Here is a 21,432-nt window from a genome sequence, read left to right on the forward strand (position 1 = left end):
CGCTTATCCGGCCTACAACGCATCGCGCTGGCCGGATAGGGCATAGCCGGCAAACATCAGTAGCGAACCGTAGGCCGGATAAGGCATCGCCGCCATCCGGCAAACAGCAGTACCGAAACGCAGGCCGGATAAGGCGCTAACCCCCATCCGGCATAATCCATGTCGTACCCTACAAAATTCCCATTAGAGGAAAAACAATGAGCGACACCTCATCTGCAATCCCTGAGAAACAAAACCCTGCCAGTCAGCATAAACAACTGACGGTGCAGCAACAGTCGGTGATCAATAAGCTGTTCCGCCGTCTGATCGTGTTTCTGTTCGTGCTGTTTATTTTTTCATTCCTCGATCGCATCAACATTGGCTTTGCCGGACTCACGATGGGCCGCGATCTCGGGCTAAACGCCACCATGTTCGGCCTGGCGACCACCCTGTTTTACGCCGCGTACGTTATTTTCGGTATTCCCAGCAACATCATGCTCAGTATTGTCGGCGCTCGCCGCTGGATCGCGACCATTATGGTGCTGTGGGGAATTGCCTCCACCGCGACCCTGTTTGCCACCGGGCCGAACAGCCTGTACATACTGCGTATTCTGGTCGGCATCACCGAGGCCGGTTTTTTACCGGGCATTCTGCTCTATTTAACCTACTGGTTTCCGGCGTTTTTCCGCGCCCGCGCCAACGCCCTGTTTATGATAGCCATGCCCGTCACGACGGCGCTCGGCTCGATTGTCTCCGGCTATATTCTGGCGATGGACGGCCTGTTTGACCTGCGCGGCTGGCAGTGGTTATTCCTGCTGGAAGGGTTCCCGTCGGTTCTGCTGGGCGTCCTGGTCTGGTTCTGGCTGGACGACTCCCCGTCGAAGGCCAAATGGCTCACCGCAGAAGACAAAAAATGTCTGCAAGAGATGATGGACAACGACCGTCTGACGCTGGTGCAGCCGGAAGGCGCCGTGAGTCATCACGCAATGCAACAGCGCAGCCTGTGGCGCGAAATCTTCACTCCGATTGTGATGATGTACACGCTGGCTTACTTCTGCCTGACCAATACCCTCAGCGCCATCGGCATCTGGACGCCGCAGATCCTGCAAAGTTTTAATCAGGGCAGCAGCAACATCACGATCGGGCTGCTGGCCGCCATTCCGCAGGTGTGTACTATTTTCGGGATGATCTTCTGGAGCCGCCATTCGGACAGACGTCAGGAGCGTAAGCACCACACCGCCCTGCCGTATCTCTTCGCCGCCGCGGGCTGGCTACTGGCCTCCGCCACCGATAACAATCTGCTCCAGATGCTGGGGATCGTCATGGCCTCTACCGGATCGTTCTGTGCGATGGCCATTTTCTGGACCACGCCGGATCAGTCGATCAGCCTGCGGGCGAGAGCGATCGGGATTGCAGTGATCAACGCCACGGGTAATATTGGATCGGCGCTCAGCCCCTTTATGATCGGCTGGCTGAAAGATGTCACCGGCAGCTTTAACAGCGGATTGTGGTTTGTGGCCTCGCTGCTGGTTGTCGGTGCCGTCATTGTCTGGTTAATACCCATGCAGTCATCGCGCCCGCGCGCCACACCGTAAGGAGCGAGTATGTGCCAGAGTTCGATCGCCAATATCGACATCAGCAAAGAGTATGACGAAAGCCTCGGCAGCGACGATGTGCATTACCAGTCATTCGCCCGCATGGCGGCGTTTTTTGGCCGGGATATGCAGGCGCATCGCCACGACCAGTTCTTTCAGATGCACTTTCTTGATACCGGGCAGATCGAACTCCAGCTCGACGATCACCGCTATTCGGTACAGGCGCCGCTGTTTGTCCTGACGCCACCCTCAGTACCGCATGCGTTTATTACCGAATCAGACAGTGACGGTCACGTGCTAACGGTGCGGGAAGCGCTGATCTGGCCGCTGTTAGAAGTGCTCTACCCCGGCACGCGGGAGACGTTCGGCCTGCCGGGGATTTGCCTTTCGCTGGCGGACAAACCCGACGAACTCGCGGCGTTAGCCCATTACTGGCGGTTGATTGAGCGGGAATCGACTGAACAACTGCCGGGGTGCGAACACACGCTGGTTCTGTTGGCGCAGGCGGTCTTCACCCTGCTGCTGCGTAACGCCAAACTCGATGACCATGCGGCAAGCGGGATGCGCGGCGAACTGAAGCTGTTCCAGCGTTTCACCCAGTTGATCGACACCCACTTCCACCAGCACTGGAGCGTGCCGGACTATGCCAGCGAGCTGCATCTGACGGAGTCCCGCCTGACCGATATCTGTCGCCGCTTCGCCAACCGCCCCCCTAAACGCCTGATCTTCGACCGGCAATTGCGCGAGGCCAAACGTCTGCTGCTCTTTTCTGACAGCGCGGTCAATGAGATCGCCTGGCAACTGGGGTTTAAAGATCCCGCCTATTTCGCCCGCTTCTTTAATCGGCTGGTGGGATGTTCGCCGAGTGCGTACCGGGCGAGTAAAGTACCGGTATCGTGAATTTTCCCTCACCCCAGGGCGGGTAAGCGCAGCGCCGCCCGCCAAAAAGTCGCACAGATCACAAAACCCAATCCCGTCCGAAAAGTACCTGCCGTTGTCGCAATCGTCCCTTCACGCCGTCGCCTTATCACGCTTCAATTAAACAACAAAAACAAAACATAAATTTAACATTAAAGCCTGAAACGCCCACTGGCGCAGGTTTTCCATCCGATACGAAAAGAGAGTCTGACTATGAAACCTGAAGATTTCCGCGCTGACGCCAAACGCCCCTTAACCGGTGAAGAGTACTTAAAAAGTCTGCAGGACGGGCGCGAGATCTACATCTACGGTGAACGCGTGAAAGACGTCACCACGCATCCGGCGTTTCGCAACGCGGCGGCTTCCGTTGCCCAACTCTACGACGCACTGCACAAACCAGAGATGCAGGACGCCCTCTGCTGGGGCACCGACACCGGCAGCGGCGGCTACACCCACAAATTCTTTCGCGTGGCGAAAAGCGCCAACGACCTGCGCCAGCAGCGTGACGCCATCGCTGAGTGGTCCCGTCTGAGCTACGGCTGGATGGGACGTACGCCGGATTACAAAGCCGCTTTTGGCTGCGCGCTGGGGGCGAATCCGGCGTTTTACGGCCAGTTTGAGCAGAACGCCCGCAACTGGTACACCCGCATTCAGGAAACCGGACTCTACTTTAACCACGCCATCGTCAACCCGCCGATTGACCGCCACAAACCGGCCGACGAAGTGAAAGACGTCTACATCAAACTGGAAAAAGAGACTGACGCCGGGATAATCGTCAGCGGCGCGAAAGTGGTGGCAACCAACTCAGCGTTGACCCACTACAACATGATCGGCTTTGGCTCTGCGCAGGTGATGGGCGAAAACCCGGACTTCGCGCTGATGTTCGTCGCCCCAATGGACGCCGACGGCGTGAAACTGATTTCCCGCGCCTCTTATGAATTGGTGGCAGGTGCGACCGGTTCCCCATATGACTACCCGCTCTCCAGCCGTTTTGACGAGAACGATGCCATTCTGGTGATGGATAAGGTGCTAATTCCGTGGGAAAACGTGCTGATCTACCGCGATTTTGATCGTTGCCGCCGCTGGACGATGGAAGGCGGTTTCGCCCGCATGTATCCGTTGCAGGCGTGTGTGCGTCTGGCGGTCAAACTCGACTTTATCACCGCGTTGCTGAAAAAATCGCTCGAATGTACCGGCACGGCGGAGTTCCGCGGCGTGCAGGCCGATCTGGGGGAAGTCGTGGCCTGGCGTAACATGTTCTGGGCGCTGAGCGACTCCATGTGTTCTGAAGCGACGCCGTGGGTCAATGGCGCCTGGCTGCCGGATCACGCGGCGCTGCAAACCTATCGAGTGATGGCGCCGATGGCCTATGCGAAGATCAAAAACATTATTGAGCGTAACGTCACCAGCGGTCTGATCTATCTGCCTTCGAGCGCACGTGATCTGAATAATCCACAGATCGATCAGTATCTGGCAAAATACGTGCGCGGCTCCAACGGGATGGATCACGTTGAACGCATTAAGATTTTAAAACTGATGTGGGACGCCATCGGCAGCGAATTTGGTGGACGCCACGAGTTATATGAAATCAACTACTCCGGTAGCCAGGACGAGATCCGCCTGCAGTGTCTGCGTCAGGCGCAGACCTCCGGCAACATGGACAAAATGATGGCGATGGTTGACCGCTGCCTGTCTGAATACGACCAGAACGGCTGGACGGTGCCACACCTGCACAACAACAACGATATCAACCTGCTGGATAAGCTGCTGAAATAACGCAGTCGGAGGTCAAAATGCAATTAGATGAACAACGTCTGCGTTTTCGTGATGCGATGGCCAGCCTGTCAGCGGCGGTCAATATTGTGACCACCGAAGGCGACGGCGGACGCTGCGGGATCACCGCCACCGCCGTGTGCTCGGTGACCGATACGCCCCCGTCGGTGATGGTCTGCATTAACGCCAACAGCGCCATGAATCCGGTATTTCAGGACAACGGTAAGCTGTGCGTCAACGTGCTGAACCACGAGCAGGAACTGATGGCGCGCCACTTCGCCGGTATGACCGGGATGGCGATGGACGAACGTTTCAACCTCTCCTGCTGGCAAAAAGGGCCGCTGGCGCAACCGGTGCTGAAAGGCGCGCTGGCCAGCCTCGAAGGGGAGATCCGCGATGTGCAGGCGATTGGCACGCATCTGGTTTATCTGGTTGAGATCAAAAATATTATCCTGGGCGAGGACGGTCACGGTCTGATCTACTTCAAGCGTCGTTTCCATCCAGTGATGACGGAAATGGAAACCACCGTCTAATCCTGTGAAGCCCAACGGGCGGCAGCACTGCCGCCCGCTTTCATTGTGACCCAAATCACACAATTTCCACCGCTTACGCCCTCTCTTTACCGCTCGCTGACACTCCTGACCGCTTAAGCTGACATATAACCACTCGCCTATTTACCTTACTTTACGCGCGCGTTTCTCTGGCAAGATCGTCCCCAGCATAACAGTCATATACCTCCTCAAACACACACTTGAACCCAAACGGCTTCGGCCAATTATTAATCTAAAGAAACCAGGTTTTACTATGGATACCAAAAAGATATTCAAGCACATACCCTGGGTGATTCTCGGAATCATCGGGGCACTCTGCCTCTCGGTAGTGGCATTACGTCGGGGCGAGCACATCAGCGCCCTGTGGATTGTGGCCGCTTCCGTCTCTGTGTATCTGGTAGCGTACCGCTACTACAGTCTGTACATCGCTCAAAAGGTGATGAAACTTGACCCGACGCGTTCCACGCCAGCGGTCATCAATAACGACGGCCTGAACTACGTGCCGACCAACCGCTACGTGTTGTTCGGTCACCACTTCGCCGCCATCGCCGGTGCGGGTCCGCTGGTAGGTCCGGTTCTGGCCGCCCAGATGGGTTATCTGCCGGGTACGCTGTGGCTGCTGGCGGGTGTGGTGCTGGCCGGTGCGGTGCAGGACTTCATGGTACTGTTCATCTCGACCCGCCGTAACGGCGCATCTCTTGGTGAGATGATCAAAGGTGAGATGGGCCGCGTGCCGGGTACCATTGCGCTGTTCGGCTGCTTCTTAATCATGATCATCATCCTCGCGGTACTGGCGTTGATCGTGGTAAAAGCGCTGGCGGAAAGCCCGTGGGGCGTCTTCACCGTTTGCTCTACTGTGCCTATCGCGCTGTTCATGGGGATCTACATGCGATTCCTGCGTCCGGGTCGTGTGGGTGAAGTGTCGGTGATTGGTATCGTTCTGCTGGTTGCCTCTATTTACTTCGGCGGCGTGATTGCCCACGACCCGTACTGGGGCCCGGCGCTGACCTTTAAAGACACCACCATTACCTTCGCACTGATCGGCTACGCGTTTATCTCCGCGCTGCTGCCGGTATGGCTGATTCTGGCCCCGCGTGACTACCTGGCAACGTTCCTGAAAATCGGTGTTATCGTCGGTCTGGCGATCGGTATCGTTATCATCAACCCGGAACTGAAAATGCCCGCCATAACCCAGTACATTGACGGTACCGGGCCACTGTGGAAAGGCGCGCTGTTCCCGTTCCTGTTTATCACCATCGCCTGTGGCGCCGTCTCTGGCTTCCACGCGCTGATTGCTTCCGGCACCACGCCGAAGCTGATGGCCAACGAAACCGACGCTCGCTTTATCGGTTACGGCGCGATGCTGATGGAATCCTTCGTTGCGATTATGGCTCTGGTTGCTGCGTCCATCATCGAACCGGGTCTTTACTTCGCGATGAACACCCCGCCAGCAGGCCTTGGCATCACCATGCCAAACCTGCATGAGATGGGCGGTGAAAACGCGCCGCTGATTATGGCGCAGTTGAAAGACGTGACGGCACACGCCGCCGCGACCGTCAGTTCCTGGGGCTTCGTGATTTCGCCTGAGCAGATCCTGCAAACCGCGAAAGACATCGGCGAACCGTCCGTTCTGAACCGCGCAGGTGGCGCACCGACGCTGGCTGTTGGTATCGCACACGTATTCCACAAAGTGCTGCCGATGGCTGATATGGGCTTCTGGTACCACTTCGGGATCCTGTTCGAAGCGCTGTTCATCCTAACCGCGCTGGACGCCGGTACCCGTGCTGGCCGCTTTATGCTGCAAGATTTGCTCGGTAACTTCGTGCCGTTCCTGAAGAAAACCGACTCTCTGGTGGCGGGCGTTGTGGCAACCGCGGGCTGTGTTGGTCTGTGGGGCTACCTGCTGTATCAGGGCGTGGTTGATCCGCTGGGCGGCGTTAAGAGCCTGTGGCCGCTGTTCGGTATCTCTAACCAGATGCTGGCCGCTGTGGCGCTGGTTCTGGGCACCGTGGTACTGATTAAAATGCAGCGCACCAAATACATCTGGGTTACTGTTGTCCCGGCATCATGGTTGCTTCTCTGCACCACCTGGGCGCTGGGTCTGAAACTGTTCAGCACCAACCCGCAGATGGAAGGCTTCTTCTACATGGCCAGCCAGTACAAAGAGAAGATTGCGAATGGCGGTGAACTGACTGCACAGCAGATTGCCAACATGAACCATATCGTGGTGAACAACTACACCAACGCAGGTTTGAGTATTCTGTTCCTGATTGTGGTGTACAGCATCATCTTCTACGCCATCAAAACCTGGATGAACGTGCGTAACGTCAACGGTCGTACCGACAAAGAAACACCGTACGTACCGATTCCGGAAGGCGGCGTGAAGACCTCTTCACACCACTAAAAACCTGGCGGGTGGCGCTACGCTAACCCGCCCTACACAGATCCTGTAGGCCCGGTAAGCGTAGCGCCACCGGGCTTTTTCTATCTGGACGGTATAATGTTTGGTACTTTAGGTCAGGCAAAAAAATATCTCGGTCAGGCGGCAAAGATGTTGATTGGCATTCCGGACTACGACAACTACGTCGAGCACATGAAGACCAACCATCCGGACCAGCCTTATATGACTTACGAAGAATTCTTCCGCGAGCGCCAGGAAGCCCGCTACGGTAGCGGCGGAAGCAGTTGCTGTTAGAAGGAGAAATGAATGACCCCGATTGCAGTTACCCTACTCACCGGTTTTCTTGGCGCCGGTAAAACCACGCTGCTGCGCCATATTCTCAACGAACAGCACGGCTATAAAATTGCCGTTATCGAAAACGAATTCGGCGAAGTTTCCGTTGACGATCAGCTGATTGGCGATCGCGCCACCCAGATCAAAACCCTTACCAACGGCTGCATCTGCTGCACCCGCTCCAGCGAGCTGGAAGACGCGTTGTTGGACCTGCTCGACAACCTCGACAAGGGCAACATCCAGTTCGACCGTCTGGTGATTGAATGTACCGGCATGGCCGATCCTGGCCCGATTATTCAGACCTTTTTCTCGCATGAGGTGCTGTGCGAACGCTACCTACTGGACGGCGTGATTGCGCTGGTCGATGCGGTCCATGCCGATGAGCAGATGAACCAGTTCACCATCGCCCAGTCGCAGATTGGCTACGCCGACCGCATCCTGCTGACCAAAACCGACGTGGCGGGTGAAAGCGAAAAACTGCGTGAACGCCTGGCGCGCATCAATGCCCGCGCCCCGGTTTACACCGTTACCCATGGCGATATCGACCTCGCCCTGCTGTTCAACACCAACGGCTTTATGCTGGAAGAGAACGTGGTCAGCGCCACACCGCGTTTCCACTTTATCGCCGACAAGCAGAACGATATTTCATCGATCGTGGTGGAGCTGGATTACCCGGTCGACATCGGTGACGTTTCCCGCGTGATGGAAAATCTGCTGCTGGAATCCGCCGACAAACTGTTGCGCTACAAAGGAATGCTGTGGATCGACGGCGAGCCAAACCGCCTGCTATTCCAGGGCGTGCAACGCCTCTACAGCGCCGACTGGGACCGCCCGTGGGGCGACGAACAGCCGCACAGCACGCTGGTATTTATCGGGATTCAACTCCCCGAAGACGAGATTCGCGCCGCGTTTGCGGGGCTGAAGAAGTAAACTATCCTGATGCCCGATGGCGCTGTGCTTATCGGGCCAATGCCGATTTGTAAGCCGGATAAGGCGTAGCCGCCATCCGGCATCTACACGCGAGCAGATACTCGCTATTTCTTGTTTTGCTCTCGCAGCATGGCTTCGCGCAAAATAGCATTAAGCCGCGTCTGATACCCTTTCCCCGGACGTTTCAGCCACTCCATGACATCGGCATCAATGCGCACAGAGGCTTGCGTTTTCAATGGGCGAAAAAACTTACCCCGCGCCGCCTCAGACCACTGTTCATCCTCCGAAGAAGGAATGTCGCTGTAATCAATATCCGTGTCGGATTTCATCGCCAGCGCCTTAAGTTCAGCCTCATGCTGAGCACTCAGTGCGGATACGCTGCCGCGTTTATGTTTAACCATGCTCATAACGATTCCTCTCTTTACTGTCTGCCTTTCGGGCGCTAATGATCCGAATGACTTCGCAGCCACTTTCAAAGCGAACGGTGTGGGCAACAAGAATGACAATAATCCCATGCACAAGCCCGAGGGTTTGCCAGCGGTGCTCACCGTTCTCTATGCGATCCTGCCTTGAGAGATGCCGTGGATCATCGAACACAAGAACAGCATCTTCAAAGCGAATGCCATGTTTTATCTGGTTGCTTCTGGCCTTATTAGCATCCCATTCATACTCCATCGGCATAGTATCTATCCCTGATTGTATATACAAAAATGTATAGACAATTATCTTACGAGTATAGCGATATTGCTGGAAATAGCATCACATTTTGCATAAATGGATATGAGTGACAAAAAGCCCTCAGAGCGGTCAAAACGATGCTCTACGCCCGCCAGCGCGAAGTGCAGAATCTCGCCCAGCAGCTGTGTAAGATGAAGATTAAGGTGCAATGGAATCCCTGTTTTGGGTAATACAGAAACTGCCTGCGGATCAACTGCGTGTAGCCGAGGATGACAGTGAAGGTGGCGATGGAATCTACTACAGAGATCCAGTAGCCAGACTGAGACTCTGGAGCCATTCCCAGCAGGGCTACAGGTTTACAGCCATAGATCGGGTGGTGAACTCACGCTTTCTTCTTCGGCAATACGAAATCGACGCGACGGTTTTTCGCCCTTCCGGCGTCGCTATCGTTACTCGCCACCGGCTGGCTTTCACCTTTGCCCTTCTCGCTTAAACGTGATGAATCCACGCCGTGTGCCGTCAGCCATTTGGCGACCGAGCGGGCGCGACGCAGCGAAAGATCGAGATTGTACTTATCGCTACCCACCGAATCGGTATGCCCTTCAATCGTGACTGCACCGTCAGGATCGTCAACGATTAGCTGCGCCACCTGTTTCAGCGTTGGCTCGGCTTTTTTGGCGATCGCATCGCTATCAAAAGCAAACAGCACGTCGCTGCGAATCGACAACGTCACCGCGTCTTTGTCATCGCGAAAAGTGATATCCGCCGACTGCTTCGCCAGATCCGCCGCCTTGCTCTGTAAATCCAGCACCGCGCCGCCGGTATCCGACGGAAAGCCCACCAGATCCAGCGTTGTCGCTTTAAGGTCGAGGATCACTGGCGGCGCATGCGCTGGCGCATCTTCCGCACCAGCGGCAGAACACAGCGCCAGAGCGCTGGCGAACAGGAGTTTATGCAGGCCGCTCATCGCTTAACGATCCGTAATGGCGATGGGCCCGAGCGGCTCAACGTTTTCGATAGTCAAATACACTTCTTCGACGTCTTTCGGCGGCGCCGGGAAACTGCCGTACCACGAACCGACATACGGAACACCGCGGCGCGAGCTAAACATCACGCTATTCGGCGCCAGAGGTACACCGTTCGAGTCGGTCAGTAGCAGATATTTCTTGTTACCCACCAACAAATAGAAGGAATTAGCGAGCGCCTCTTTATCTATTCCGGTATACAGAGATTGCGCAGTCAGGTTATCCGCAAGGCCCTTAAAGCGTACCTTGACGGTCAGGATGTCGCCGTGGCGCACGGCTTCCACCACCTGCGCTTCCGCCGTCCCCGCGCTCACCATACCGGTGGCCAGCGGTGCGGCTGGCGCTTCCTCTGCCAGCACGACGCCCGGGAAAACCAGCGCGGTCAACAGACAGGAGGCAACGAAGTTTTTCATTCGCTTCATGTTGAGGTCCTTATTCTGTAGGGCGCTGTCTTTGTTATCTTATATTTTCAATAACATAGGAAAGTCGCCGGGAGAGTAATGCCCCCGAAGTATAGTAAAACACCCCGGTATCACCCCCATAGCGTGCAAAAACGTTAGCGTGATCACGTTTAATAGGGCGTGACGGCACGCCAGTCCGGACAGGTGTGCTGCGCCGACAAGACCGTCAGTGAACCTCATCACACTTCAACCCTCCCATTTTCCCTGCTCAGTCGCCGGAGTCGCGTGTTCTTCTGTATAACTCCTTGAAATTCCGTCATTCCCATAATTTGCCCATACCATCAATTCAAAAAAACGAATCAATAAGCGCATTTATCCAATTGGATTAGCAATCGTCCGCTTCGCAGAATGTGCATAAACCTACGCATTCAGGAGTTTTTATGTCTCATTCCGTGATTAACGATACCCCGTTCGATGCCGCTAACATCCTCCGTAAAGCGAAGCCGGGCTTTACCCCGCGCATCGCCTTTATTCTCGGATCGGGTCTCGGGGCGCTGGCCGATAAGCTCGAAAACAAGACCGTTATCTCTTACGAAAAACTGCCGGGTTTCCCGGTCAGTACCGTGATTGGGCATGCGGGCGAGGTAGTTATGGGCGCGCTGCATGGCGTGGATATTATCTGCATGAAAGGTCGCGGCCATTTTTACGAAGGCGTCGGGATGGGCATCATGACCCACGCGGTGCGCACCTTTAAACTGCTCGGCTGCGAATTTATGTTCTGCACCAACGCTGCGGGCTCGCTCAATCCGGCTATTCCGGCGGGTAGCCTGGTGGCGCTTAACGATCACATCAACACCATGCCGTCGACACCGCTGGTTGGGCCGAACGATGACCGCTTTGGTCCGCGCTTCTTTAGCCTCGCCAACGCCTACGACAAAGACCTGCGCGAAAAACTGCATCACACCGCCCGCGATCTGGGCCTGAAACTCCACGAGGGGGTGTTCGTCTCCTACCCTGGCCCGAACTTCGAAACGGCGGCGGAGATCCGCATGATGCAGAAAATCGGCGGCGACGTAGTGGGCATGTCGGTGGTGCCGGAAGTGATCGTCGCCCGCCACTGCGGCCTGAAAGTGCTGGCGGTGTCGGCCATCACCAACATGGCGGAAGGCTTAAGCGACGTGGAACTCTCCCACGAACAAACCCTGAAATGCGCGGCGATGGTCACCGACGATTTCATTCGCCTGATTAGCCAGTTCGTGAAGAACTGCCGTTAAGTTCCCGTCCAGCGGCGGGCGTATTGCCCGCCAGGAGAAATGCAGATGTCAGAAAATTACTCTCGCGGCAGTCTGAATGCGATTTCGTATCTGAGCTATTACTTCGTCGGCGCGCTGGTGTCGACGCTCGGGATCGTCCTCGGGCCGCTGTGTGCGGCGTTCAACAAAGACCCGAGCTTTATCGGCCAGGTGTTTACGCTGATGAATATCGGCATGTTCGTACCGATCATGCTCGGCGGGATCCTGATGAAGAAATGGGGCTTGCAAAAGCCGCTGGTGATCGCCGCCGCGCTGACCATTCTCATCAGCGCCCTGCTGTTTGTCACCCCGACGCTGACCATGTTCAGCGTCGCGGTCGCCATTATCGGCGCCTGCGGCGGGATTTTTATGACTATCGGCAGCTACCTGGTGGTGCGCATCAACCCGGACGAAAAGCGCCGCTCGTCGAGCCTGATTTTCACCGACTTTTTCTTCAGCCTGGCGGGCGCGACGCTCTCGTTTCTGTTGGCGTGGCTGTTTAAGCTGGGCGCGAGCTGGATGGCGATGTACGCCATTATGGGTGCGCTGGGGGTGATCATGCTGATCCTCACCCTGCGCAGCCGCTACCCGACGACCGAATCACCGGAACCGACGCATCAGGAAACCGCCAGCAAGGAGCCGTGGGGTCGCTCGGTGTGGCTGCTGTGCGGGGCGCTATTCCTGTTCCTGCTCGCCGAACCGATTTTCACTATGTGGACGCCGGGCTATCTGCAATGGCGCTTCCAGTTGCTGCCGGAGCAGGCGGCGCTGTACACCACCGTGTACTGGGTGACGAAGGCGACAGGGCTATTCCTCAACCAGTTCACCGTCAAGTGGATGAAACTGCGCACCTTCCTGCTCATTTGTACCACCGTCGGCCTGGTGTCGATCGCGCTTATCAGTAACAGCAGCAACACCACGCTGATTTTGATTGCCTGCGGCGCATTTGGCTTCTTCAACTCCGGCCTGTTCTCCGGGTTGATGAGCTACGGTTCGTTGCAGGTCAGCCGCAGTTCGCCGACGCTGATTTCCGCGCTGCTCACCTGCGGTACTGTCGGCACGCTGCTGTTCGCAACGGTTTCTTCGCTGGTAAACAGTCACTTCGGCCTGCACGGCGCGGTGAATGCGTCTACCGTTGCCTACGCGCTGCTGATGGTAACCCTGCTTATGGCGATTGCCTGTAGCAAAGCCGAACGCCTGCATCAGGGCGAGGCGGTCGCGGTTTGACAGCCTTTCAGGAGGGTTGCATGATACCGCCACCCTCCCCCTTCACGGTGCCCTGCATGCTCGATCCTCAGGCCAACAGCCGCATTCGCTTTCGGATGCTACGCTATTTTCAGATCCTTGCCGACGAGCTGCATTTTGGCCGCGCCGCGGCACGGCTGAACATCTCTCAGCCGCCGCTCAGCGTACAAATAAAAGAGCTGGAAGAGATCCTCGGCGTGGAATTGTTCGAACGATCCAGCCGAAAAGTCGCGTTGACCCACGCCGGAAAAGTGCTGAAAGCTGAAGTCGACCGCATCCTCAACGCCACCGAACAGTCGCTGAACTATGTGCGTCAGATTGGTCGCAGCGAAAAGCAGCATATCAATATTGGGGTGATTGGCAGCGCAATGTGGGGACCGTTGCTGGAAAGGATGAAAGCGTTTCGGGAAGCCAACCCCGATGTAAACTGGACGCTGCATGAACTGGGGCAGCACGAGCAAACCGAAGCGCTGCGCGCCCGCACCATTGATATCGCCATCAACCGCAATGTGATCCCGCATCCGGGAGCGAAGATCCGCTGTCAGTTGATCGCCCGTGAAAGGGTGCATGTCGCCGTGCACGAAAGCGATCCGCTGTGCCGTCGCGGAAAAGTCTCGCTGGTCGATCTGGCGGATCGGGCGTTTATTTCACTCTCCTTCACCCGCAGCGATTTTGCCCATCAAGTGTACGAATGCTGTCTCGAACTGGGCGTCTCGCCGCTGATTACCCATCAGGTTTTTGAGCCGCAAACCGCGCTGGCGCTGGTCAGCACCGGCAGCGGCGTGGCGCTGTTGCCGGAAACCTGCGGACTGATCTACTGGCCCGGTGTGGCCTTTCTCCCCCTTGAAGAGACAATCCCGGCCGACCTGTATGCGTTGTGGTACGACGAGCCGTTACCTGAACTGTTCACACGCTTTCTGGAGGCGCTGCGCCCACGGGCCAACGCCGATTTGTAGGCCGGATAAGGCAAAGCCGCCATCCGGCAGAGACACGGCACGCTACGCCTTACGTTCATTAATAAAGTAGTGCGCCAGCAACCCACCGCCCAGACCGGAACTGACCATCAGCATCACCTGGAAGAACGTCTCGACGACCAGTTCCTCGCTGCTGACATCCCCACTCACGGAATACAGGGCAACACATTTTTTCCCGATAACCGCAACGGCGGCGCCTAAATAAATAATGCTGGCCCCTTTCACGTAGGTCTTCTCTTTATTCGCCTTTCGGGTAAACCAGTAAATGACAAAGACATACAATAAAAGCCACAGTACCGATAGCGGGGTGACGTTAATCAGAAAAATAAGCGGGATAAAAAGCATGACACACAGAAAAAGAGCGGCGGGTTTATGCATAGTGCCTCCTGTTAGCGAAACTGAAATATTAAGCGTATGGGATGACAATGCAATATGACGCAATAAACGCAGTGAGTAATAAACAAATCTGACTAAAAATTCAGGATAAAACACGATAATTTATCGTGAGTTCGTTTCATCTTCCTTCGGTTGCTCACTTAAACATTCTCCCTTTACCCTTATGAATAAAATCGGTGAACTCAAACGCGCCAAACCACGTTTCCCGCGTGATGGAGAACCTGCTAGTGGAATCCCTGCACTGCCGTGATCGACAGTGAACAGCTTGTCAGCCTGGAACAATTTAAAAACAATGAGTTATCGCCCAGTCCGATTATGGACTATCTTGTGAAAGATGTATTCATTCATCAGTGTTATTATTCCTGGCGTCGTTAAAACTATAATTTAAAACCATCATGGTTGATGGGGTTCTTTTGCGCAAAATGTAAGGATGTGATCATATAAATTAATTTTTGAGTTATGCTTCGTTTAATTTTATTTATTGTTTTTGTACTTTCCTCTTCAACCACCTTTGCTTTCGAAAAAATCATTCCTGAAGAGTGGGGAGTCGATACTGTTTTTGCTTTTAAATCATCGACTCTGCCAATACGCACTCTAAAAGAAGGGAATTTACAGCAACGTATTATGGATGAATATGCCCAATGGAAAGGCACTCGTTATCGCTGGGGCGGAAATAGTCATAATGGTATTGACTGTTCGGCGTTCACCCGAAGAGTGATACACACCGTCGCTCATCTGAATTTACCGAGAACAGCAGCGGAACAGAGTCATACTGGCTACCCCGTTCAACAGGAACAACTGAAACCTGGAGACCTGGTCTTTTTTATGACAAAACCCAATGTTCGCCATGTCGGTGTCTTTGTCGGTAACGACCAATTTATCCATGCGTCGAGTTCCCGGGGCGTAATGCTCTCTCATTTGTCAGGCAGTTACTGGCAAGAGCATTATCTGACCGCCAGGAGAATGGCCTCGGTACGGGGAATGTCGTAGCGTTCACGTTTGTCGCTGTCAGGCAGGGAATGCAGCAATTTGACGCGCCAGGTTGTTGGCGCTCTCTTTGCTGCTGATAGCGGCGCTGGGTATGTACGAAACGGGGGCAGACACGCTGTGGCTTTGTCATCAACCGTTACGCGTTTCAAAGTACAACGCTCAATAATGCGTTCATGATAATTTTCCGTTCATGATTCATGAACACATTAAAATCGTGAACAGCGTGTCTTACCTCGCTGCCTTTTTCACTTTTCCCCCGCCTCCCTCTATCCTTACCCTTATGAATAAAATCGTTGAACTCAAACGCGCCAAGTTGTTGGCGCTCTCTTTGCTGCTGATGGCTGCGGCAACGTTTGTCATTACGCTCTTTTTGCCGCCCAACTTTTGGGTGCTGGGCATTAAGGCGATTGCCGAAGCCGCGATGGTCGGCGCGCTGGCCGACTGGTTTGCAGTGGTGGCGCTGTTTCGCCGGGTGCCGATTCCGTTTATTTCTCGCCATACGGCGATTATCCCGCGCAATAAAGACCGGATCGGCGAAAATCTCGGCCAGTTCGTCCAGGAGAAATTTCTCGATACTCAGTCACTGGTGGCGCTGATTCGCCGCCACGAACCGGCCAGCCTTCTCGGTAACTGGTTCAGCCAGCCGGAAAACGCCCAGCGGATAGGGCAACATCTGTTGCAAATCATGAGCGGCTTTCTGGAGCTGACCGACGACGCCCGTATTCAACGGCTGATCAAACGCGCGGTACATAAAGCCATTGATAAGGTGGATCTTTCCGGTGCCAGTGCATTAATGCTGGAGAGTATGACCAAAAACGATCGCCATCAGGCGTTGCTCGACACGCTAATTGCCCAGCTAATCGCCCTGCTGCAGCGTGACAGCTCACGGGCGTTTATCGCCCACCAGATTGTGCGCTGGCTGGAGACGGAGCACCCGCTTAAAGCGAAGATTTTGCCGACCGAATGGCTGGGAGAACACAGCGCCGAACTGGTTTCGGAGGCCGTCAACTCGCTACTTGATGATATCAGCCACGATCGCGCCCATCAGATCCGCCATGCATTCGATCGCGCGACGTTTACGTTGATCGACAAGCTCAAACACGATCCGGAAATGGCGTTGCGGGCAGAGAATATCAAAGCGTATCTGAAAGAGGATGAGGCGTTTAACCGTTATCTCGGCGAGCTGTGGGGGGATGTCCGTCAGTGGCTGAAAGCGGATATTAATGCCGAGGATTCCCGGGTGAAGCAGCGGATTGCGCATGCCGGACAATGGTTTGGTGAAACGCTGGTCGCCGACGAAGCGCTGCGTGCATCGCTGAATGGTCATCTGGAACAGGCCGCGCGTAAGGTCGCGCCAGAGTTCGCCGCGTTCCTGACGCGCCACATTAGCGACACGGTCAAAAGCTGGGATGCGCGGGATATGTCGCAGCAAATTGAGCTGAATATCGGCAAAGATTTGCAGTTTATCCGCGTCAACGGCACGCTGGTCGGTGGCTCCATCGGACTGGTGCTGTATCTGCTCTCGCAAATTCCGTCTCTGCTGACGCTGCCGAACCTTTAACGCGGATGTGAAGCCCTGGCTTGCCGGATGGCGCTGCGCTTATCCGGCCTACAGACTGCGCCCTACCCGGCCAAACGGAGCAGGGTTTTGTATGCCGGATAAGGCATTTATGCCGCCATCCGGCAAAAACGCTATCGCGTTGCCTCGAGCCAGTTTCCCTGGTCCATTTCCAGCAACAGCAGCATGGTGAGCGCCTGCGCATAAGGCACCGGGGCTATCGCGATGTCACAGTAATACTGGATATCCCAGCCGAGCATCGTCCCGCGTGAAGCTTCCAGCACCAGACCGCCGTCGTCGATCCGCGCCATTACGGCGTCGAACGCACGCAGCGCACTGGCGCTGACGGAATCATCCAGAATCCCCATCCGCACGCCGCGCAGCATACCGTAGGCAATGCCTGCCGTTGCTGATGATTCCTGCGGTGACAGCGGATCGTCGAGCACCGTATGCCACATGCCGTTGTCGGCCTGCAGCTCGCAGAGCGTGCGTACCTGGCGCGCCACCACCTGCGACAGAAAACGCCGCACGCTGGTGTCGAGATGCTCGCCCATCAGCTCGATAAACTCCGGGATCGCCACGGTGATCCACGCATTGCCCCGCGCCCAGAACGCCCCGGCGTAATGGTGTTTATCCACAAACGTCCAGCCGTGATACCACAGCCCGCTCGCCGGATCGCTGAGATAGCGCGTGTGCAGCAGGAACTGGTATCCCGCTTCATCAATCAGATCCTGACGTTTCAGCGCAATGCCCGCCACGCCAAGGAACAGGCAGGTCATAAACAGCGTGTCATCCCACAGCTGGCCGGTATTGGCCTGCTCTTTCACCACATGCTGAAAACCGCCCTCTTCCGTTTTTGGCAAATCACGCAGAAGCGCATCCGCCCAGTCATTGACGACGGCCAACAGATCCTGACGCTGATGATGTTTCGCCACCAGCGCCAGCGCGATCATCGGCGCCGTGGTGTTGATCTGCATCTCCGGCAAACCTTTGCCGATCTGTGTTTCATACCAGGTGAGGATCGACTGTTGCAGCGCCGTGTCCTGCTGGAAATCCGCAAAACGCCAGAAACCGTACAGCCCCACGCCGATCTCCCACTCCCACTCTTCGAAGTGGATCGAAAATCCGTCGCTGGTACCTACTTCATCAAGGTTTTTCAGACGGCAAAATCCGCGAACCACCTGATCCAACGTTCCCATCAGTGCATCACGATTCATGCCTGGACTCCTTTAATCAGTCTGGCCGCACGATCGCGCAGGCTCGCATCGTCTGCCATGAGGGCGAGAGCAGACAGCCCTCGATAATCAACGGGATAGCTTACGATTGCATTCAATTCAGCCAGCCCCTGCGCTTCAACCACGCTCAGCCAGTTTTCCAGCCGCGCTTTGGCGATCGCCTGCTGCTCGCGCCCTTTGCGGCACGAAGCGATAAACAACTCGTCCGGGAAGCACTGCCCCGCCAGATACTGCGCGGCATGAAAAGCCAGCGCGTGATTCTCGGTGTCGAAACGCATGGCGTCGCATCCGCGCTCATCCCGCCAGTAGCGGTAGCCCATCAGCGTGGATTTTATGCGGCGGAACAGCACCTCAGAAAAGTATTCGCCCTGGTGGCAACGCCAGATTTGCAGCAGTGGCAGCACGGAGAACACTGAAGCCTCTTCGCGCGCGCTGATGTGCTTGAGGGCGCTGTACAGCAGCGCTTCCGCCTGCGGTCCGTATTCGCGCTGTTGCATCAGCGTCAACAGGTGGCTCGCGCAGACGTTGGTATGGGAAACCACCGGATGCTGGGACGCGCATTGATGTTCAGCCAGCACCTGAGTGTGGGGAAACGCCGCGCTCAGCGCTTCCGCGCCCAGATAGACCATCTGCAGAGAGCTGTTCAATTCGCGTTCCGCCAGCTCATCCAGATGGATCAGCAGACTGTTTTTGCCTGCGCGTAACGGGATTTCAACGTCGGTATGCTGCATAAGGTTGCGCGTAAACGGCGTGAAGCAAGCAACCTGAGCGCCCTCACACCAGACTCGCACCCCGCCGCAGGTGCCCAGACGAAACGCGAAGGTCCCGGTGGACGGCGCGTAAAGATCAATCGCCAGCCAGCGCTGAACGTGAAACGGCAGCGGGCGGAAGTCAGGGAAAGAGACCACGCCAAGTTCGTCGGCAATAACGGCTTCATTGCAGGTCAGGGCCACAGCGGGATCGACCGCGCGCTGCGCCAGGTTTTGGCGAAACACGTCGCGACAAAATGATTCACTGGTCGCCGGGTCTGCCCCTTCGCCCGTGTAAAACTCGGCAAAGCGTTCTGTTTTTGCCGCTGAGAACAGGAAACGCGTCAGTGCGTCTCCCTGTACCAATTTCCAGTCACCCTGTGACATATTTGCTCAACTCCAGCAGGATTCATGCGATGGGCGATATTTTCAGCGGGTTTGATTTTTGAGGCGAGCAACCATTTTTGGCAAATATCGGGATATGCCTGACAACTCACAATCCGGAGGATACCAGGGGATGCAGAGTGATCCAGGTCACACTTTATTGAGGGTGATGGCAATGCAGCGTGATGCAGATCACGCTAAATTTGAGACTCACCCCATTTGCGTGATCCGCGTCACATAAAAATTACCCTTTCAGGATTTTAAGTTCTTCGCTCAGGCTGTCTGCCAGCGACCGCACCCGCGAAGCGTCAAACAATACGTGCAGACCAGGCGACGCATCAGCGTGTTTTGCACAGTAATCTTCCAGCTCAGCCGCGCTTCGGTACAGCTCCTGAATGTTGATCTGGCAGATCTCGCGCATGCTCCAGCTATTCTCCGCTTCGTGGGCAAAACGCAGGGTGAAAAAGGCTTTCTGAGCATGTAAAAACAGGTGGCAGTAGAGTGCAAACCCTTGCCACTCCTCCAGCCAGCGACGTTTTAGCGCGTAAGGGAAGGCCGCCGTTTGCGCAAAACTCAGCGCCTGCTCACGCAGCGCTGTCGCGGCCTCCCGGGCTTCGTCTTTTTCGCTGGCAATACGGGAGAGGCAGGCGGCAGATGTTTCTACATCGCTGCGATCGAAGGTGATGTCACGCTCCGAGCCGGGCAGCCAGTGGTTACGGTTAAGCTGCCCGTACAAACTCCAGACCGCCTGGCCGTAGCTTTCCGGCACCTGGCTGTGACGGTGAAAAACATGGTCACGCACGTAGGTGGCCTTGTACAGCACCTGCCCAGCCTGCTCCATCAGCGAACAGAACGTTTCAAACGTTTTCTCGTCGGGACGCCAGCCGTAGGTTTCATCCAGCCACCAGGTCATCAGTTGCGCTTCGCTATAGTGCGTTCCGCTATTGGCCAGCATCCGGCTACATGCCACCAGATTACAGGCGCTCAGGGTGCCCATAATCCAGTGGTTATCAACGCCTTCCCAGCTGGCTTTACATACCGCGCCACGAATTGCCGGATTACTGCGACACCACAACAGTCTTCCCTGCAACTCATTGATACGCGGGAACGGGAAAACGCCCCAGCCGACTTCCTCGCCGACCAGATCGATGTCGGCCCACACTTCACGTTCGCGGACCTGCAACAGCGCCGGGTTGTTGGGAAAAGAGGGCCAGAACCGCTCTGGCGTGAGTTTGATGGAGACACTGACGCTTTCCGGCAACGGGCGGATCGCCGCCAGCACATTGCCGAGATCGTGGTTTCCGGCAGGGAATACGCGCAGCACCAGATGTTTGTTTTCTGCCTGCATCACGCGGGATAACGTATTGAAGCAGCGACTGTAAATGGCAAAACTGCGCTCGTCACGCTGGGGCTGCGTTGTGTCGTCTTCCGACGGTAACTCCCAGTTAGGACGCGAAACCGGCAACAGGCCGTCGGTGTTGGAAATCGCCACCAGTAAGCCGGTGAGCGCCGGAATACGCTGGCAAATCAGCGAGACTTTGTCGGCGAGATAACCGCACCAGAAATCGACGTCAAACCGGACGCCGCGACCCGGTTCAAACAGTTGCGGATGCGCCAGCAGCAGGTCAGTCGGAAAGTTAAACTCTTTGGCTTGCAGATAAAAGCGCAGCCCTTTTTGCTGACAGAGTTTTCCCAGCCGGTTGAGGTAGACGCAACGAGCGCGCTGCTGGCTGGAAAGGCGGTCGTTATACTGATGCGGCGTGTAGCCTTTCGGGGAAACCAGTTTGTCGAACAGATCGACCTGCCCAACAATAAGGGTATTAAAATCATGCGCTACGGCCCATTCGACCAGTTCGCAGGCTTTTTCCCAGTTCCAGTACGCCTGATTGTTAAGTTCCAGCGCTCGCGTTTGCCACATCTTTATTTACCTCTACCACACGTTTTCGCCCGTATAGATAGCATAGAACAAAGCGTTTGTGCTCTGGCACCGCACGATATCACCCTTCATTCAGTACCGGCATTTAT

21 protein-coding genes are annotated in these 21,432 nt (G+C 55.7%); 12 read left to right on the forward strand and 9 right to left on the reverse strand.

What is annotated here, in order from left to right; translation table 11 throughout:
- Positions 1–12 precede the first annotated feature (12 nt).
- The gene (locus tag JM656_RS22440; RefSeq protein WP_255565704.1) at positions 13–147 is read right to left on the reverse strand and encodes a hypothetical protein; all 135 of its coding nucleotides are present in this window, start codon (positions 145–147) and stop codon (positions 13–15) included.
- 50 nt (positions 148–197) lie between these two features.
- Here JM656_RS22440 and hpaX point away from each other — a divergent pair, with 50 nt between their 5' ends.
- From hpaX to yjiA, 7 genes are all read left to right on the forward strand, one after another.
- A complete protein-coding gene (gene hpaX / locus JM656_RS18635) occupies positions 198–1,574 on the forward strand; it encodes a 4-hydroxyphenylacetate permease (RefSeq protein WP_203359042.1) in 1,377 nt (458 codons plus the stop codon).
- 9 nt (positions 1,575–1,583) lie between these two features.
- Positions 1,584–2,474: a 4-hydroxyphenylacetate catabolism regulatory protein HpaA gene (gene hpaA, locus JM656_RS18640; protein ID WP_192610944.1), complete on the forward strand. Its 891-nt coding sequence runs from the start codon at positions 1,584–1,586 to the stop codon at positions 2,472–2,474.
- A gap of 231 nt (positions 2,475–2,705) precedes the next feature.
- On the forward strand, positions 2,706–4,268 hold the full coding sequence (hpaB, locus tag JM656_RS18645; RefSeq protein WP_203359043.1) for a 4-hydroxyphenylacetate 3-monooxygenase, oxygenase component: 1,563 nt from the start codon (positions 2,706–2,708) through the stop codon (positions 4,266–4,268).
- 17 nt (positions 4,269–4,285) lie between these two features.
- A complete protein-coding gene (locus tag JM656_RS18650) occupies positions 4,286–4,798 on the forward strand; it encodes a 4-hydroxyphenylacetate 3-monooxygenase reductase subunit (protein ID WP_203359044.1) in 513 nt (170 codons plus the stop codon).
- 271 nt (positions 4,799–5,069) lie between these two features.
- On the forward strand, positions 5,070–7,220 hold the full coding sequence (gene btsT, locus JM656_RS18655) for a carbon starvation CstA family protein (RefSeq protein WP_203359045.1): 2,151 nt from the start codon (positions 5,070–5,072) through the stop codon (positions 7,218–7,220).
- A 96-nt stretch (positions 7,221–7,316) separates the two neighbouring features.
- The gene (locus tag JM656_RS18660; RefSeq protein ID WP_192610940.1) at positions 7,317–7,511 is read left to right on the forward strand and encodes a YbdD/YjiX family protein; all 195 of its coding nucleotides are present in this window, start codon (positions 7,317–7,319) and stop codon (positions 7,509–7,511) included.
- A gap of 12 nt (positions 7,512–7,523) precedes the next feature.
- Positions 7,524–8,480: a GTPase gene (yjiA, locus tag JM656_RS18665; RefSeq protein ID WP_192610939.1), complete on the forward strand. Its 957-nt coding sequence runs from the start codon at positions 7,524–7,526 to the stop codon at positions 8,478–8,480.
- A gap of 104 nt (positions 8,481–8,584) precedes the next feature.
- Here the strand turns inward: yjiA and JM656_RS18670 are convergent, their stop codons facing one another.
- The 4 genes from JM656_RS18670 to JM656_RS18685 all read right to left on the reverse strand — a co-directional run bounded on the left by JM656_RS18670 (position 8,585) and on the right by JM656_RS18685 (position 10,605).
- Complete coding sequence (locus JM656_RS18670) at positions 8,585–8,887, reverse strand: BrnA antitoxin family protein (RefSeq protein WP_203359046.1); 303 nt, start codon at positions 8,885–8,887, stop codon at positions 8,585–8,587.
- Entirely contained in the window at positions 8,874–9,161 is a 288-nt protein-coding gene (locus JM656_RS18675) for a BrnT family toxin (RefSeq protein ID WP_203359047.1), read from the reverse strand. The genes JM656_RS18670 and JM656_RS18675 overlap by 14 nt, the downstream gene beginning before the upstream one ends.
- Positions 9,162–9,540: 379 nt before the next feature.
- Positions 9,541–10,125: an OmpA family protein gene (locus tag JM656_RS18680; RefSeq protein ID WP_203359048.1), complete on the reverse strand. Its 585-nt coding sequence runs from the start codon at positions 10,123–10,125 to the stop codon at positions 9,541–9,543.
- A 3-nt stretch (positions 10,126–10,128) separates the two neighbouring features.
- Positions 10,129–10,605 carry a hypothetical protein gene (locus tag JM656_RS18685; RefSeq protein ID WP_203359049.1) on the reverse strand — a complete coding sequence of 159 codons (477 nt, stop codon included), beginning with the start codon at positions 10,603–10,605 and terminating at the stop codon, positions 10,129–10,131.
- A 419-nt stretch (positions 10,606–11,024) separates the two neighbouring features.
- On the opposite strand from JM656_RS18685, the gene xapA reads away from it, so the two are divergent.
- The 3 genes from xapA to JM656_RS18700 are packed head-to-tail and all read left to right on the forward strand — an operon-like array spanning position 11,025 to position 14,077.
- Positions 11,025–11,858: a xanthosine phosphorylase gene (gene xapA / locus JM656_RS18690; protein ID WP_203359050.1), complete on the forward strand. Its 834-nt coding sequence runs from the start codon at positions 11,025–11,027 to the stop codon at positions 11,856–11,858.
- 45 nt (positions 11,859–11,903) lie between these two features.
- Complete coding sequence (tsgA, locus tag JM656_RS18695) at positions 11,904–13,103, forward strand: MFS transporter TsgA (protein ID WP_203359051.1); 1,200 nt, start codon at positions 11,904–11,906, stop codon at positions 13,101–13,103.
- A gap of 20 nt (positions 13,104–13,123) precedes the next feature.
- A complete protein-coding gene (locus JM656_RS18700; protein WP_238929169.1) occupies positions 13,124–14,077 on the forward strand; it encodes a LysR family transcriptional regulator in 954 nt (317 codons plus the stop codon).
- 42 nt (positions 14,078–14,119) lie between these two features.
- Here JM656_RS18700 and JM656_RS18705 read toward each other — a convergent pair whose 3' ends face one another.
- Positions 14,120–14,473 (reverse strand): hypothetical protein, encoded by a 354-nt coding sequence (locus JM656_RS18705; RefSeq protein WP_203359052.1) that lies wholly within the window; start codon positions 14,471–14,473, stop codon positions 14,120–14,122.
- Between the two features lie 477 nt (positions 14,474–14,950).
- Here JM656_RS18705 and JM656_RS18710 point away from each other — a divergent pair, with 477 nt between their 5' ends.
- Together JM656_RS18710 and JM656_RS18715 are read left to right on the forward strand one after the other, a co-directional pair.
- Entirely contained in the window at positions 14,951–15,481 is a 531-nt protein-coding gene (locus JM656_RS18710) for an NlpC/P60 family protein (protein WP_203359053.1), read from the forward strand.
- Between the two features lie 280 nt (positions 15,482–15,761).
- Positions 15,762–17,042 carry a DUF445 domain-containing protein gene (locus JM656_RS18715; protein ID WP_203359054.1) on the forward strand — a complete coding sequence of 427 codons (1,281 nt, stop codon included), beginning with the start codon at positions 15,762–15,764 and terminating at the stop codon, positions 17,040–17,042.
- A gap of 131 nt (positions 17,043–17,173) precedes the next feature.
- Here JM656_RS18715 and JM656_RS18720 read toward each other — a convergent pair whose 3' ends face one another.
- The 3 genes from JM656_RS18720 to JM656_RS18730 all read right to left on the reverse strand — a co-directional run bounded on the left by JM656_RS18720 (position 17,174) and on the right by JM656_RS18730 (position 21,325).
- Entirely contained in the window at positions 17,174–18,256 is a 1,083-nt protein-coding gene (locus JM656_RS18720) for a glycoside hydrolase family 105 protein (protein ID WP_203359055.1), read from the reverse strand.
- Positions 18,253–19,410 carry a hypothetical protein gene (locus tag JM656_RS18725; protein WP_203359056.1) on the reverse strand — a complete coding sequence of 386 codons (1,158 nt, stop codon included), beginning with the start codon at positions 19,408–19,410 and terminating at the stop codon, positions 18,253–18,255. The genes JM656_RS18720 and JM656_RS18725 overlap by 4 nt, the downstream gene beginning before the upstream one ends.
- 241 nt (positions 19,411–19,651) lie before the next feature.
- On the reverse strand, positions 19,652–21,325 hold the full coding sequence (locus tag JM656_RS18730; protein ID WP_203359057.1) for a hypothetical protein: 1,674 nt from the start codon (positions 21,323–21,325) through the stop codon (positions 19,652–19,654).
- Positions 21,326–21,432: the final 107 nt, after the last annotated feature.

This window comes from Citrobacter sp. R56 (assembly GCF_016811995.1).
Classification (GTDB): Bacteria; Pseudomonadota; Gammaproteobacteria; order Enterobacterales; family Enterobacteriaceae; genus Citrobacter_D; species Citrobacter_D enshiensis.

Bases quoted from the DNA above. Each gene is read 5' to 3' on its own strand.
- JM656_RS18710 (WP_203359053.1), top strand. From the start codon at position 14,951: ATGCTTCGTTTAATTTTATTTATTGTTTTTGTACTTTCCTCTTCAACC.
- JM656_RS18720 (WP_203359055.1), bottom strand. From the start codon at position 18,256: ATGAATCGTGATGCACTGATGGGAACGTTGGATCAGGTGGTTCGCGGA.
- JM656_RS18730 (WP_203359057.1), bottom strand. From the start codon at position 21,325: ATGTGGCAAACGCGAGCGCTGGAACTTAACAATCAGGCGTACTGGAAC.
- JM656_RS18660 (WP_192610940.1), top strand. From the start codon at position 7,317: ATGTTTGGTACTTTAGGTCAGGCAAAAAAATATCTCGGTCAGGCGGCA.
- JM656_RS18685 (WP_203359049.1), bottom strand. From the start codon at position 10,605: ATGAAGCGAATGAAAAACTTCGTTGCCTCCTGTCTGTTGACCGCGCTG.
- JM656_RS18725 (WP_203359056.1), bottom strand. From the start codon at position 19,410: ATGTCACAGGGTGACTGGAAATTGGTACAGGGAGACGCACTGACGCGT.
- yjiA (WP_192610939.1), top strand. From the start codon at position 7,524: ATGACCCCGATTGCAGTTACCCTACTCACCGGTTTTCTTGGCGCCGGT.
- JM656_RS18705 (WP_203359052.1), bottom strand. From the start codon at position 14,473: ATGCATAAACCCGCCGCTCTTTTTCTGTGTGTCATGCTTTTTATCCCG.
- JM656_RS18715 (WP_203359054.1), top strand. From the start codon at position 15,762: ATGAATAAAATCGTTGAACTCAAACGCGCCAAGTTGTTGGCGCTCTCT.
- hpaB (WP_203359043.1), top strand. From the start codon at position 2,706: ATGAAACCTGAAGATTTCCGCGCTGACGCCAAACGCCCCTTAACCGGT.
- hpaA (WP_192610944.1), top strand. From the start codon at position 1,584: ATGTGCCAGAGTTCGATCGCCAATATCGACATCAGCAAAGAGTATGAC.
- JM656_RS18675 (WP_203359047.1), bottom strand. From the start codon at position 9,161: ATGCCGATGGAGTATGAATGGGATGCTAATAAGGCCAGAAGCAACCAG.
- tsgA (WP_203359051.1), top strand. From the start codon at position 11,904: ATGTCAGAAAATTACTCTCGCGGCAGTCTGAATGCGATTTCGTATCTG.
- hpaX (WP_203359042.1), top strand. From the start codon at position 198: ATGAGCGACACCTCATCTGCAATCCCTGAGAAACAAAACCCTGCCAGT.
- JM656_RS18680 (WP_203359048.1), bottom strand. From the start codon at position 10,125: ATGAGCGGCCTGCATAAACTCCTGTTCGCCAGCGCTCTGGCGCTGTGT.
- JM656_RS22440 (WP_255565704.1), bottom strand. From the start codon at position 147: ATGGGGGTTAGCGCCTTATCCGGCCTGCGTTTCGGTACTGCTGTTTGC.
- JM656_RS18650 (WP_203359044.1), top strand. From the start codon at position 4,286: ATGCAATTAGATGAACAACGTCTGCGTTTTCGTGATGCGATGGCCAGC.
- JM656_RS18670 (WP_203359046.1), bottom strand. From the start codon at position 8,887: ATGAGCATGGTTAAACATAAACGCGGCAGCGTATCCGCACTGAGTGCT.
- xapA (WP_203359050.1), top strand. From the start codon at position 11,025: ATGTCTCATTCCGTGATTAACGATACCCCGTTCGATGCCGCTAACATC.
- JM656_RS18700 (WP_238929169.1), top strand. From the start codon at position 13,124: ATGATACCGCCACCCTCCCCCTTCACGGTGCCCTGCATGCTCGATCCT.
- btsT (WP_203359045.1), top strand. From the start codon at position 5,070: ATGGATACCAAAAAGATATTCAAGCACATACCCTGGGTGATTCTCGGA.